Genomic DNA, 14,059 nt, shown 5'->3' on the forward strand with positions numbered 1-14,059 from the left:
GCGGAATTTTCCGCACCTTTCGCTAATAAAATAAATAAGTGGTGTTTAATATGAAACTCTATGAAAGATCCAGATTGTTTGTTGGTTTAATGATCGTATCGGCGTTAACTGCATGTGGTGGCGATGATAATAAAAAATCAACGGCTTCAGGTGGCGGTGCTGCACCAACACACAGTGGCAATATATCCAAGATTTATAGTGAAAAAGATGCATTTGAATTTGTTGAGTTATTGAGTGGATCTGTCGACACAGATGGTGACATTCTGTTGGTGCGCAATCTGACTGCTGATATTGCTGATACCACAGGTTTTGAGAGTGCCGGTGTTCGCATTGGTGTTCGTCCTTCTGCTTTGGCACCTCATTTGGATACGGGTGATGTGCGCACAGTTACTTACACATTTAACATTAGTGATGGTGTTAATAATGTGCAGCGAACCGCAACTTTTTCAGTAATGGGTGAAGATGCTGCGCCGGAGTTTGAAGATATAGTGCTCACCTATGCAGAAGATGCAGCGGATGTGGTTTCGGTTGATTTGTTGCAAAATGTAATTGATGCTGATGAAGAACCATTGTCAATTACTGATGTCAAGGTTATTTCCAATCCTGACTCCGCAGCGACCTTGGTCGATTCAGTTGTCACTATAAATGTTGGATCGTTTAAGGATTCCATTAAGGGCGGTGATGTTCGTGTATTCAGTTATGAATACAAAGTTAATGATCACAATCACAGTTTGCCGCGCACAGCTGTTATCACTATTAATGGTGTTTCTACAGAGCCTGAACCGCCGACTGTATATGGGCCACAAAAAGTCACTTTTACAACTGCTGGTGCAAAAGTAAATTTGGATTTAATTGCCGCCCCCAATGTGGTGGATTGGAATGGTGATGCAATCAGTGTTGATTACGATACCTTAAAACCAGTTGGTGATGCTCCTGCATTTAAGTTTTCTGGCTCTGCTAATGGCAAACTGTTGATTGAGCCTGCTGCTTTTTACCAACATGTGGCAGAAACCAAGACGTTTACTTATTCTTATGATGTGATTGATTCTACTGGCCGTAAGGCAACTGCCTCTGCAGAGTTAACGGTTACCAAAGCTCCTGCTGTGTCGCGCATAGCTAACGGTGGATTTGAAAATGGTTTGGTCGGCTGGGTGGCAGAAATGGGTGGTATTGCCTCTGTAAAAACTACCTCGGCACTGGGGCTTGACTTTAAAGGTACACAATTAGTTAGTTTTTCTGGTGCAGATACAATTACCGCAAATCTCACTGGTTTAGAGGTTGGCTCAACTTACATAGTTGAAAATCGTGTAAAACATGCCGATGGATGGGGAAGTGCAGCAACCAGCGCTGTCTTCGGCACAGTTGCAGGTGTTCCTGGTTCGCGAATTACTGGTAATTCTATGTATGAACATGGCGGAGGTGCACGCACTAATGCTGTAGCATTTGTTGGCGGGCAGGGAATGACCTATGCATTTACCGCTAACCAGATTACTGAGTTAGATGATGTCAGTGTTTATAAGTATGGCTTTGAACAAGCGAACAATCTTATCTCTGAAAATGACTCTACTTTTGAATCTGGTGTGAGCAATTGGAAGCTTGGTGCTGGTGCAACGGTAAGTGCTAATAGCCCGATTTCAGGAGCAATGAGTCTAGAGTCAGGGAAAGCAGGTGACATTAGAAATATTTTGCCGTTAGCAACTGGCGCTATTAAAAATGGTAAACGTTATTTGATTACTATGGATGTGGAGATTGTTGGATTTGCACCAGCCAGTCACACTTTCCGTGTGTCTGTTGTGGATCCAGCTAATTTCGATGCAACGGTGATTGGCGGTGCATTTAAAGGTGTTTACTGGCTTTCGGAAGCGAAACAAACCTTTGCTGCCGTGCTTGATGTTGCTCGCGATTCGACGGTTACCGATTGGGCAACCAGAGCACAAGAGTTACATGTAGGTACCAATGTATGGGGACAAGGCTTTAATTATCGGATTGATAATGTACGGTTATTTGAAATTCAATAAATCTGATGTTGCTCCAAGTAATTTTTAAGTTAGCACTCCCTACTTTTGCGCCCTTAACCTTACGGTTAAGGGCGATTTTTCTATGTGGTACATAAATTGTCGGTAAGAATAGTTTTTCTAAACGGGTGCTGTGGTTTAGTTTGCAAACTTGGTGGGGATATTCCTTTTCTTGTGAGGAAATGGAGTTGAGAAGGTAGATAAGGGCGTTTGAATGAGGTGTTTTTAATATAATTACTGATAATTTAATTCTTGAATTTGACTAAAAAAATCGAATGTTTTACGAATATTACGATTCCAATAATCCCAACTGTGTTCACCGGATAATGATTCCAGTTCAGCAGTAATGCCAAGTTGTTTTAACCTCTGGTTGAACCTCTGATTGCCTGAATAAAGCGTGTCTTCAGTTCCGCAATCGAATCGAATTGGTGGAAGGTGGTTTTTATTAACCTGTAACCAATGCACTATATCGCTTTCATAAGTTAAATGAGTGTTATAAAGCGATAGATCTTCAGCGACAAATTGTGCCATTTCTCGAATGTCTGTTATTGAAGAGTGCGCTGATATGCCTTTAAAAATGTTGGAGTATTTAGCCCCCAGACGCAGTGCGCCATAACCGCCCATAGATAGGCCAGCAATATAAACGTTGGAGGCGATTGAGGCGGACGGATTGCACTTTATAACCGCAGCAATCACGTCTTCCACTATCCATTTTTCATAATTCTCACCGTTTGCCAGCGGCAAATAAGCTGAGCCGCCATAAAAGCCGCCGTCGGAAGGCATAACCAATATCATTTGGCTGAGGCCACCTTTGGCGTATTCATCGATATAGGCCTTGTGTACGCCGCCCAAGCCCGACCATACCCAGTGATTGCCGTAAACACCGTGCAACAAAATTACAATTGGTAAATCTTTGCTGTCGGGATGAGCGTTAAAGACGCTGATATCGCAGCGTCGGTTTAGGTGTGAGCTCTGAACGGTGAGTAATTGAAAGTGTTCGGCAAGATATTCCGGGTTGGATTGTTCAATTCTAATAACAGCCATTTGAATTATTCCTCGTCATCAAAGACAACAACACCTTTGGCGATACGGCCATTAATTAAATCATCAAAACCCTGCGCTACATCTTCTATGCGATAGGTTTTAGTGACCAATTCATCCAATTTTAATTGGCCCGCGCTATACAAATCCAAAATGCGAGGAAAGTCCCGGTCGGGATTGCACATGCCGTAAAGTGGATTAATATAAATTTTGTCCCACTCAAATAATTCGCAATCAAAATCAATACGTTGCTCAATGCCACTGACTTGCACTGCCGTTCCGGCACTGCGAATGAGTTTGAGTGGTGCTGAGCCAAGTGCAGGAACCGCGGTGCATTCAAAGGCATAATCTGTTCCGCGGCCGCCGTTAATCGCACGTACTTGCGCGGCTACTTCGTTAAAATCCTTATCATCTCGTGTCGCTATGACACCGTGGGTCGCCCCAAATTTTTTAGCTTGGTCCAAGCGCTCGCTATTGATATCAATGGCGATAATTTTATTGGCGCCTGACAATTTTGCCGCTTGAATAACATTTAAGCCGACACCACCACAACCAATTACACTGACGGATGAGCCCAGCTTGACGTTGGCGGCATTGACGACAGAGCCCCAGCCCGTCATAACACCGCAACCAATAATTGATGCAGTAGCGTAGGGGATATCGCAGTGAATTTTGACCACCGCCGATTCTTTAACAATGCTGTGTTCAGACATAGTACCTAGGTGAAATGAACGTTCAATTGGCGCGCCCTGATGGTTTGCAGCGTCTGGGTGCGCGTGCCCGCAAAGACCTTGCCCGCAAACCGGTGAGTTTATCTCGCAGATATGAGTATTGCCTTCGCGACATTGAAAGCAGTGACCGCAGGGAATGGCCCAGTTTAAGATAACTTTATCGCCAACTTTTACTTTAGTTACTGCTGAACCAACGGCCATAACAATGCCAGCACCTTCATGGCCAACAATAAAGGGTTTGTTCCAGGTATTGATGGAGTCCCAGTCGGTGTGGCAAATGCCTGATGCTTTTAATTTAATCAGCACCTCATCCTGTGCCGGAGTGCCAATGGCAATTGTGGTTAAATGGAAATTTCCTTTGCCATCAGACAATATGGCTTTTGAATGAATCATGAGAGTTAGCTCCAGTAGTGTTCGTGAATTAGGTGCTCAATGGGTTAAAAACGAAATATATAGGCTAGAATTAGTTTGATTTTCATTGTTGATGATCGGCCACAGCTAAAAAAAATTGCTATCGAATTAAAAATATAATCAACTTTGATCCAAGAATATTGACTACTGGAAAATGAGAATGGGCAAAAACAACGTATATTGTGAGCCATTTTGCATACAGCATGGTTATGATTTTGAAATTCATCATGTGGTGTATTCGGAGGACTCTCCGTATTCCTGTTTTATGCATTTTCATGAAGTTCACGAACTTATCGTCTTTGATTCTATAGAGGGAACTTTTTTTTACAGTCAAGGCAAATCAGCTTTGTGCGATCAGGATCTTGTCTTCACTCCCGCATTAGAAACCCATGATTTTGAGCTGTCATCGCGTAACAAATCCTGGTATATCATCCAGTTTTTACCTGCCATTTTACTGGCCCCTGGGCTAGAGCAGGCAGAGGATTTCTTTAAATATGGAATGCACTTACGCCTGAAACCTGAGGATGCAAGTGCTATTCAAACTCTGTCAAAATGGCTGCTGGACTCTTATAGTGAATCGCCCTCTAGCAATCGCAGCCAGGCATTATTGCGCACGTTATTGACCTGGGTGGCAGCGCGCGCAACTCCATTAAAACCACCTCACTATGACACGCTATTAAAATCCTCTGGCTATGCAAAACTGGAACCGGTAATTAATTTATTTCGCCACAATAAAAGTGTTGAGCTTTCCTTGGAGCAGGCGGCGGAGTTGTGTTGTGTCTCGCCCGCATATTTTTCACGCTTATTTAAATCCGTATTTCGCTGTAATTACTCTGATTACAATGTTAAACATCGGCTTTACAGCGCTGCGCGAATGTTAAGCCAAAGCCAGTTTTCAATTACTGAGATCAGTTATGAGCTCAACTTTTCAAGCCCCTCGCACTTTATTTCGCAATTTAAAAAGCTATTTGGTGTGACGCCAAAAAAATTCAAAACCACCATGCTGCAGCGGGTTGCAGAACTCTAGGTCTGGTACGTCATTATTGATGCGCTGCAATAAATCGACACACTAAGTCGAATTAATGTAGCAAATTGGATTGGCTATAAATGGCACGAATAAAACCAGGAATGTCATTTATTTGACATGCAACATATTCCTATATCTGGATTTGTTAAGGGGAGCGCTTAGCGAGGTTGATAAAATGCCAGCATGGTGTATATTGTTTAATGTTGACAAAAAAGCTGCGACACTAAGGGAATTGGTTGTTTCATAAGGTTTTTTTAAGAAATCGCGATTATCAATAACACTTCAATATATAAACTAAAAACAGGTGATTCATGATGAGCTCGAGTTATAAGCTTGATCGATCCATTACATTCTTTCTGAAAACCAGTGTGCTTAGTGTGGCTGCGCTGTTCTTAATCGCCTGTCAGGAAGAGGCGGCAGACAAGGGCACTGCTGTATCCCAGGTTAAATCAACGCCGGCAGATAAAGTGTTGTTTGATTTTGAGGGCGAGCAGTTACCAGCGGAAATCAGTTTTTTTAACGCTGAAGGTAGCTTGGTAACAACATCACCGAACAATAGCTCTGCCTCACAAGCATTAAAAGTAAAGTTTCACTCTCTCGAACATGAATACGCGTCCTTGGCTATCCAGCCAAAATCAAATACGTGGAATTGGAGTGATATTGGCGATGCTAGTCTTGCCTTTGATATTGCCAATGACGGTGAGCATTCCGTACAGCTATTTCTGGATGTGTCTGACGCAAAAGGCAACAACTTTACTCGCAGTGTCAGTGTGCCGGTAGGTAAGTCTCGTGTTTATTACTCCAAGTTAAGTGGCCACGATATGGTCAGTGCAAATCCGGATTCCAAAGTGGAGTTGAATGCAGCCTCAGGATTGCGTGGCAACCCGCCAACTTGGTCTGGAGATGATGTGCAGTTCATCTGGATGTGGGGTGTTATGAATTTGGATTTGTCCGCTATTCAGCGCATATCTTTAAGTGTTCAATATGCTTTGCACGATAAAGAAATCACCCTTGATAATATTCGGATTATAAAAAGCCCAGCAATGAATAAAGATTTCTTGGTCAATCTGGTCGATAAATTTGGTCAGCCGGCCAAAGTGGATTTTGCCGGTAAGATTCATTCTGAGGCAGAGTTGCAAGCAGCAACTCAGAGCGAGTTGAAAGAACTAAATAATGGTGCGCCATTAGCCGATAGATCTACATTTGGCGGTTGGAAAAATGGCCCGAAACAACCTGCAACAGGCTATTTTTATCCTAAAAAAGTTGATGGAAAATGGTGGTTGGTTGATCCAGAAGGGTATCTTTATTTTGCGACAGGATTGGATATCATACGTTTGGCCAATGCATACACTATGACTGGCTATGATTACGATGCTTCAACTATTGAGCAGCGCAGTGCCGATGATTTGACTCCCGAAGACTCGAAAGGAAAAATCCTTATTTCAGAAGAGGCGCAAAAAACCCGCCATTTGGTTTCTAAAACTCGCGCCGACATGTTTGAGTGGTTGCCCAAGCACACTGACCCTTTGGGTAATCACTATGATTACAATCGCGATGCCCACTCAGGTCCACTGCTAAAAGGCGAAGCCTTTAGTTTCTATAGTGCCAATCTTGAGCGTAAATACGGTGAAACAGAACCTAATTCTTATTTGCGTCAATGGGAAAAAGTTACTGTGGATCGCATGTTGAATTGGGGGTTTACCTCGCTAGGAAACTGGACTGATCCAAAATTTTACAATAATCAACGCATTCCTTATTTTGCCAATGGTTGGATTATCGGTAACTTCAAAAAAGTTTCCAGTGGCAATGATTTTTGGGGCGGTTTGCCCGATCCATTTGATCCAGTATTTAAAGAGCGTGCACTTGCCACGGCCAAGGCTATTGCTGAAGAAACTAAAAATAGCCCTTGGTGTGTCGGTGTATTTATTGATAACGAAAAAAGTTGGGGACGCTCAGAAAGCAAAGAGTCTGAATATGGCATAGTGTTAAATACACTGACCCGCGATGGAGCAGACTCGCCAACGAAAAATAAATTTACCCAGTTGATGAAAGAAAAGTATGTGGATATAGCAGCATTAAATACCGCATGGGGAACCTCAGTTGAATCTTGGGATGCATTCCAAAAAGGTGTAAAAACTGGCATTAACAACGATGTTCAAATGCAGGATTTCAGTCTGTTATTTACCCAGTATGCTGAAGAGTATTTCAAAATTGTTGAGGGCGCCTTAACACAATATATGCCTAATCACCTGTACCTGGGTGTGCGTTTTGCAGATTGGGGAATGCCAAAAGATGTAGTTAAAGCAGCGGCAAAATACGCCGATGTTGTTAGCTATAACTTCTATAAAGAAGGTTTAACTAAAAATAAATGGACGTTTTTAGCGGAGCTGGATAAACCCAGTATTATCGGTGAATTCCACATAGGCACAACGGAATCAGGTCTGTTTCACCCCGGTTTGGTACATGCGGCCAATCAGGAAGATCGTGCAAAAATGTATAAAGAGTACATGGAAACGGTTGTCGATAATCCCTATTTTATTGGCGCACATTGGTTCCAATATATGGATTCCCCAGTAACTGGCCGCTCCTATGATGGTGAAAACTACAATGTAGGTTTTGTGTCGGTTACTGACACACCCTATGCACCTATGGTGAAAGCCGCCAAAGAGTTGCATGGTGAAATGTATACTCGCCGCGCGAAAAAATAATAGCTTTATGATTGTTTCAAAACGAAGGAGCTAGCCAGTAATGGCTGGCTCTTTTTTTAATGAAGAAACACCTGATTACTAAATCCAATGCGGATTTGCGATTTCTCTAATTGATAAATAATAGTGGATTTGTATGACTGATTTCTTTTCACGTCGCGATGCATTAAAGCTGGCAGTTGCAGGTCTGGCAACTAGTGCTATTGGCTGTTCTGTAAACACGGGCAATGATAAGCCAGTAACACAACAGCTGCGTGATTCATCGGTAGCTGATGCCTGGAGTAATAGCCATGATCGCGTATGGATTGGCGGTGATTATTGGGCTAACCCCATGGAAGATTGGCGTATTGTTAATGGCGGTGCGGAGTGTTTGAGTACTGGTGGTAATCGCAGTATTCACTCTCTGACTCATCAGCTGACAAACGCTTCGGGAATTTTTTCTCTTTCAGTTCGCCTTAAGCGAGTTAGTCACGGTGAGCAAGATGGCGGGGCTGGTATTCGCATTGGTGTGAATAGTGATATTAAAGAATATCGCAGTAACTGTTTTGTGCAGAAAGGCTTTGACGCTGGAATTATTCATAATCAACTTGCATTGGGCGATAAGCGCGTCGAATTACTGCAAGCTTTGGGCGATGCAGAAGTTGAATTGAAACTCTTTGGCGAGCCGCGTATTGGTGTCTACGCTTTAAAGTTTGAAGCAAGGTTAGTCGGCAGTGGAAAATTAATTGGCCAAATAGATGATTTGGTAGCAACCGATAACATCATGGGTAATGTCGCTGTGGTCAGCAACTTTGCAATTTCTTCGGAAATTGCCGCGAACCCGAAAGGCACTAGCTATCGTTTTTCAAAGTGGACATTGCAAGGTGATGCATTTAACTATGTTCCAGAACAGAAGTTTGGTCCTATTTTATGGACTATGTATACACTTAACGATACCCGTACAGATGAAGGCTTTGTATTAAAGTTAAGTGTATTAACTGGACCTATGGGTGTGAATGATAGCAACGAGGTTGAGTTACAAATTGAAAAGTCCGGTCATTGGAAATCTTTGGCAAACGCTACGCTTGATTCAGATGCCTGGTTGGCAACATTTCGTATTGCCCATTGGAATGAAAAGGATGATGTAAATTATCGTGTGGTTTATCGCGAGCAGCGTCGTGATGGCAGTCATGTGCCAGATTATTTTTCTGGCATTATTAAAGCCAATTCTGAGGGAAGGGATTTGCGTATGGCAGCGCTGACTTGCCAAAATGATTATGCATTTCCTTATGCGCCGGTAGCAAATAATGTTGCCAAGTTGAATCCGGATTTAGTATTTTTTTCCGGTGACCAACTCTATGAAAATCATGGCGGTTTTGGCTTTATTCGCACGCCAGCGGAGCCTGCCATTTTAAATTATCTGCGTAAATTTTATCAGTTTGGTTGGGCGTTTAGAGATGTGATGCGCAATGCGCCAACTATTTGTTTGCCTGATGATCACGATATATTGCAAGGTAATTTGTGGGGTGAGGGCGGTGCTGCTGCGCCAACAGATGCACCTATTGCTGGCAATGTAGATGCTTGGGGTGGTTATGTAACGCCAGTCCGTGTTGTTAATGTGGTACACAAAACCAATACGGCGCATCACCCGGAACCCTATGATGCAACCCCTACGCCGCGTGGCATAAGTGTTTATTACACCGATTTAGTATACGGCAATGTAGGCTTTGCGATTCTTGCTGATCGTCAGTGGAAGAGCGGCCCGGAACGGTTAAATATTCAAGTGGGTGTGACCGGCGAGGGTGAAGCTCCAACCTATATCAACCCCCAATTTGATCGCGCCGATTTACACCTGTTAGGAACCAAACAAGAAGAGTTCTTAGCGCAATGGGCGAATGATTGGCGTGGACATTCATTAAAAGCTGTGTTGAGTCAAACCGTTTTTGCTGGCATCTCAACGCATCAGCCGTTGCCCACCAAATATTTAAAATATGATTTTGACTCCAGTGGTTGGCCTGCCAGTGCACGCAATCGCGCAATTGAAATCATGCGCACCTCAAAAGCGTTACACATTTGTGGCGATACACATCTGGGTTCGTTGTGTCAATACGGCGTAAATACTCAGCGCGATAGTAACTGGGCATTTTGCACACCGGCTATTGCTGCGGGCTGGCCAAGATGGTGGCGCCCTGACGATATCAAAATCCCTTTTGCTCATCGTCCTGTCCATGGTCACGCGCAAACCGGTGAATATTTGGATAGTTTCGGTAATAAAATTTATGTATATGCGGTTGGTAATCCAGAAGTGGGTAAATCGCCTAATCGTTACATTCAAGCGCATGAAAAGGGCAGTGGTTTTGGTTTTATTGTGTTTGATACTGTCGCAAAAACCTATACCACTCAAGCGTTTAAATTCTTAGTGGACGTTGCAAGCAACAGACCGGAAAATCAATTTTTGGGTTGGCCGGTGACTATTCATCAAGACGAAAATATCGGGGTGAATAGTTTGAGCTAATTGTTTAATTGCTATAGCTGATCTTCCACATGTTTTTCCCTTCTCAAAGCTGCGGCTTTATACCGCAGCTTTTTTTGTTTAGACGAAAAGGTTATTTTCCTGTGCTTGAATAATGTTAACAATTAACATATATTGGGGCTGTATTGATTAGACATAGATGTCGTCTGACTTATAAAAATAAAAATTAACCTAGTTCAATTAACGTCATATCAAAAGCGTTTTCCGTCCCGTATAAAAATAATTTCGTGGAGTTCTGTTATGAAAAAGCATATTTCATGCTGTATAGCATTAATGTTGACTTCAGTAGCTTCGTTGGCTGCAGATTGGGATGCATATCCTGTGCCCGCTAGTGCAGGTGCTGGAAAAGTTTGGCAGCTACAACCTCAATCCGATGAATTCAATTACAACTTCTCTGCAACCCCATCTGCAGCCACCTTCGGCGGTAAATGGACTAACTTTTATCACAATAGTTGGGAAGGGCCTGGGCCAACTCGTTGGATGCGCGAAAATACCTCAGTATCCGGCGGACAATTACAAATCAAAGCAACACGTGTTGCGGGTGAAACCAAAACCTACGACGTGGATTTAAATCTCGATGGGGTTAATGAGCAATTCACTTCTCCTGCTACGCGTGCTGGCTGCATCACCTCAACGACTAGAGTGAAATATCCGGTATTTGTTGAAGCGCGGGTAAAAATTGCCAATGCGGTAATGGCCTCTGATGTCTGGCTGCTCAGCCCTGACGACACAGAAGAAATTGATATTCTTGAGGCTTATGGTGGCAAAGCGGCGCGCAATGATTGGTTCGCGCAACGCTTGCATTTAAGCCATCACTTATTTATTCGCAATCCATTTACCGATTACCAACCGCGCGATGCCAGCACTTGGTACGCAGGGGCAGGGGTAACTTATTGGGCTGATAATTGGGTTCGTATAGGTGTGAATTGGGTTAGTCCAACCCGCCTTGAATATTATGTAAATGGCCAGTTAGTTAAAGTGATGGACAAACTGAATACCGTCAACGGCATTGATGGTATAGATCCGTGGAATATCACGGGTGGTAAAGGCATTACTAAAGAGATGGATATCATTATCAATATGGAAGATCAAAATTGGAATGCAGCGCAAGGGCGCCAACCTACGGATGCTGAAATTACTAATGCAAGTAATCACACCTTTAAAGTGGATTGGATTCGTGTTTATAAGCCTGTAACCGCAACAACCAGTTCATCGTCTAGTAATAGTAGCGCTGCTAGCAGTGCTTCGAGCAACACAGTTCAGCTGATCGATTTTGCTAATTATTTTGATACAGGTAAAACTACGGCGAGTGTTTCTGGCGATAACTATATTGGTTTTAATAAGTCCGGTGGCGGCAATATTAATTACAACACGGTCGGTGATTGGGGTGATTATTTGGTGACGCTGCCTAGCGACGGTAAATATAAATTTGAAATTATTACCGCATCGCCTATGACCAGCGGTCTTGGTGCAAAACTCATTATTGATGGAATTTATGTGGGAACCATCAGTGTGGGTTCTACCGGTGGGTGGGAGGTGTATAGCGCATTTGCGCTGGCTAATAGTATCTCCATTGGTGCTGGCACCCACACTGTGCGCATTGAAAGCACTGGTAGCAGCAGCTGGCAATGGAATGGCGATCAAATTCGAATTACTCGAGTTGGCTCACTCTAACCTTTAGCTAGCTTGTTAAATAATGATTGTATTTTTTACAGTTTCGTTAATATAAAAATAACGTTTGGAGTTTTTGTAATGAAAAAAATCACTTCATGTATTGCTGCAGCTTTGTTGCTGTCGGCTCCTTTGGCATCATTCGGTGCCGATTGGGATTCTGTTCCTATTCCTGCAGCAGCTGGAACAGGTAAAACGTGGCAGTTGCAGCCAATATCTGACGAGTTTAATTATACTGCTAGCCCCACCGTTAAACCGGCTGAGTTTAACTCGCGCTGGGTTCCTTCTTTTATCAATAGTTGGACTGGCCCGGGCGATAGTGAATTTAACGCTGGTCATTCCTATACTTCGGGAGGTTCTTTAGCCTTGCAATCAAGTGCAAAGGCGGGCACCAACAAAATCTACACCGGCATTATTTCGTCCAAGGAAACGTTTACTTATCCGTTGTATTTAGAGGCGCGGGTAAAACATACCGGCAACACTCTGGCTAATGCGGTGTGGATGTTAAGTGCGGATTCCACTCAAGAAATTGATGCCATGGAATCCTATGGTAGCGATCGTGCAGGGCAAGAGTGGTTTGATCAGCGTATGCATGTGAGCCACCATGTATTTATTCGCAGTCCGTTTCAAGACTATCAGCCAAAAGATGAGGGATCATGGGTTGTAAATCCGGCGGGTGGCACTTGGCGTGGCGCTATGCATGTTTACGGAGTGCACTGGAAAGACCCTTGGAATTTGGACTACTACATTGATGGCGTAAAAGTTCGTACAGTTTCCGGTCCTGCGATGATTGATCCATATAACTTTACCAATGGCACAGGCATCAATAAACCGTTGCACATTATTATTGATGTGGAGCATCAAGATTGGCGCGATGTACGACCAACAGCAGCAGAGTTGGCTGATACTAGTAAGAGCATAATGTTTGTGGATTGGATTCGCGTATACAAGCCGGTTACCAGCAGCGCGACTAGCTCCAGTAATAGTGTAAGTTCTTCAAGTAGTAGCCTGAGCAACTCAAGTAGCAGTAGTGCTACTACGGTTATTGATTTTGCAAATTATTTTGATACAGGTAAATCAACAGCAAGTGTAGCGGGTGATACCTATGTTGGTTTTAACAAGTCCGGTAGCGGCAATATTAATTACAATACTGCCGGTGATTGGGCTGACTATTTGGTTACTTTGCCGAGTGATGGGCAATACAAAATTGAAGTTACCACTGCATCGCCAATGACTAGCGGTATAGGTGCAAAGCTCAGCGTTGATGGTATTTATGTCAGCACCACTAGCTTGGCTGCAACCGGTGGTTGGGAGTTATATAGTGCCTCCACGCTGGCAAATAATTTGTCGATTGGTGCAGGCACCCATACGGTTCGCATTGAAAGTACCGGTACTAGTGCATGGCAATGGAATGGTGATGAAATTCGCGTGACCAAAGTAGGCAGCGCACCTGTCGGTTCGCCGACTACGCCAGCACCGGTGGCCATGATCATACAAGCGGAAAGTTTTTCAGCAACGGGCGGTGTTTACGATGGCTTTAAGACCTATAGCGTAAATGGAGTAAGTGCGATTAATTACAATCAGCGTGGCGACTGGGCGGATTACGCCATTAATGTAGCGGCCGACGGCAGCTACACCTTCAACGCTTATGTCAGTTCACCCATGTCGGGTGCTGCGCTGGAAGTCAGTGTTGATGGAGTAAAAGTATTAACTCAAGCCGTGCCCAATAATGGCAGTTGGGATAGTTTCCAAAAAGTCAGCTCTGCCAGCAAAATTGCCTTAACCAAAGGTGCGCATACCATTCGCGTCACTAGTGCTGGCGCCACCTCATCCACTTGGGAGTGGAATGCGGATAAGTTTGAATTGGTTCCTTAATTAATTATTTTCTAGTTTAAGAAAGCCTATTGTCTCTAAGTATTTTTCCTAGAGACATTAGGTTTTTTTAT

8 protein-coding genes are annotated in these 14,059 nt (G+C 43.5%); 6 read left to right on the forward strand and 2 right to left on the reverse strand.

Features of this window, described 5'->3' with window-relative positions:
- The first annotated feature begins 50 nt into the window (after positions 1-50).
- Positions 51-2,018: a hypothetical protein gene (locus VC28_RS03440; protein WP_049629418.1), complete on the forward strand. Its 1,968-nt coding sequence runs from the start codon at positions 51-53 to the stop codon at positions 2,016-2,018.
- Between the two features lie 231 nt (positions 2,019-2,249).
- Here the strand turns inward: VC28_RS03440 and VC28_RS03445 are convergent, their stop codons facing one another.
- Entirely contained in the window at positions 2,250-3,059 is an 810-nt protein-coding gene (locus VC28_RS03445) for an alpha/beta hydrolase (RefSeq protein WP_049629419.1), read from the reverse strand.
- Positions 3,060-3,064: 5 nt separating this feature from the next.
- Complete coding sequence (locus VC28_RS03450) at positions 3,065-4,180, reverse strand: Zn-dependent alcohol dehydrogenase (protein ID WP_049629420.1); 1,116 nt, start codon at positions 4,178-4,180, stop codon at positions 3,065-3,067.
- A 178-nt stretch (positions 4,181-4,358) separates the two neighbouring features.
- Between VC28_RS03450 and VC28_RS03455 the strand changes: the two genes are divergently transcribed.
- The 5 genes from VC28_RS03455 (at position 4,359) to VC28_RS03475 (ending at position 13,988) form a co-directional block, all read left to right on the forward strand.
- Entirely contained in the window at positions 4,359-5,225 is an 867-nt protein-coding gene (locus tag VC28_RS03455) for an AraC family transcriptional regulator (RefSeq protein ID WP_049629421.1), read from the forward strand.
- Positions 5,226-5,536: 311 nt separating this feature from the next.
- On the forward strand, positions 5,537-7,933 hold the full coding sequence (locus VC28_RS03460) for a beta-galactosidase (protein WP_231591631.1): 2,397 nt from the start codon (positions 5,537-5,539) through the stop codon (positions 7,931-7,933).
- A 133-nt stretch (positions 7,934-8,066) separates the two neighbouring features.
- Positions 8,067-10,424, forward strand: coding sequence for an alkaline phosphatase D family protein (locus VC28_RS03465; RefSeq protein ID WP_049629423.1), 2,358 nt, complete (start codon positions 8,067-8,069; stop codon positions 10,422-10,424).
- 258 nt (positions 10,425-10,682) lie between these two features.
- Positions 10,683-12,116, forward strand: a complete 1,434-nt coding sequence (locus VC28_RS03470) for a carbohydrate-binding protein (protein ID WP_049629424.1) — start codon at positions 10,683-10,685, stop codon at positions 12,114-12,116.
- A 78-nt stretch (positions 12,117-12,194) separates the two neighbouring features.
- Complete coding sequence (locus VC28_RS03475) at positions 12,195-13,988, forward strand: carbohydrate-binding protein (protein ID WP_049629425.1); 1,794 nt, start codon at positions 12,195-12,197, stop codon at positions 13,986-13,988.
- The last annotated feature ends 71 nt before the right edge of the window (positions 13,989-14,059 follow it).

The sequence above is a fragment of the Cellvibrio sp. pealriver genome, assembly GCF_001183545.1.
GTDB lineage: Bacteria > Pseudomonadota > Gammaproteobacteria > Pseudomonadales > Cellvibrionaceae > Cellvibrio.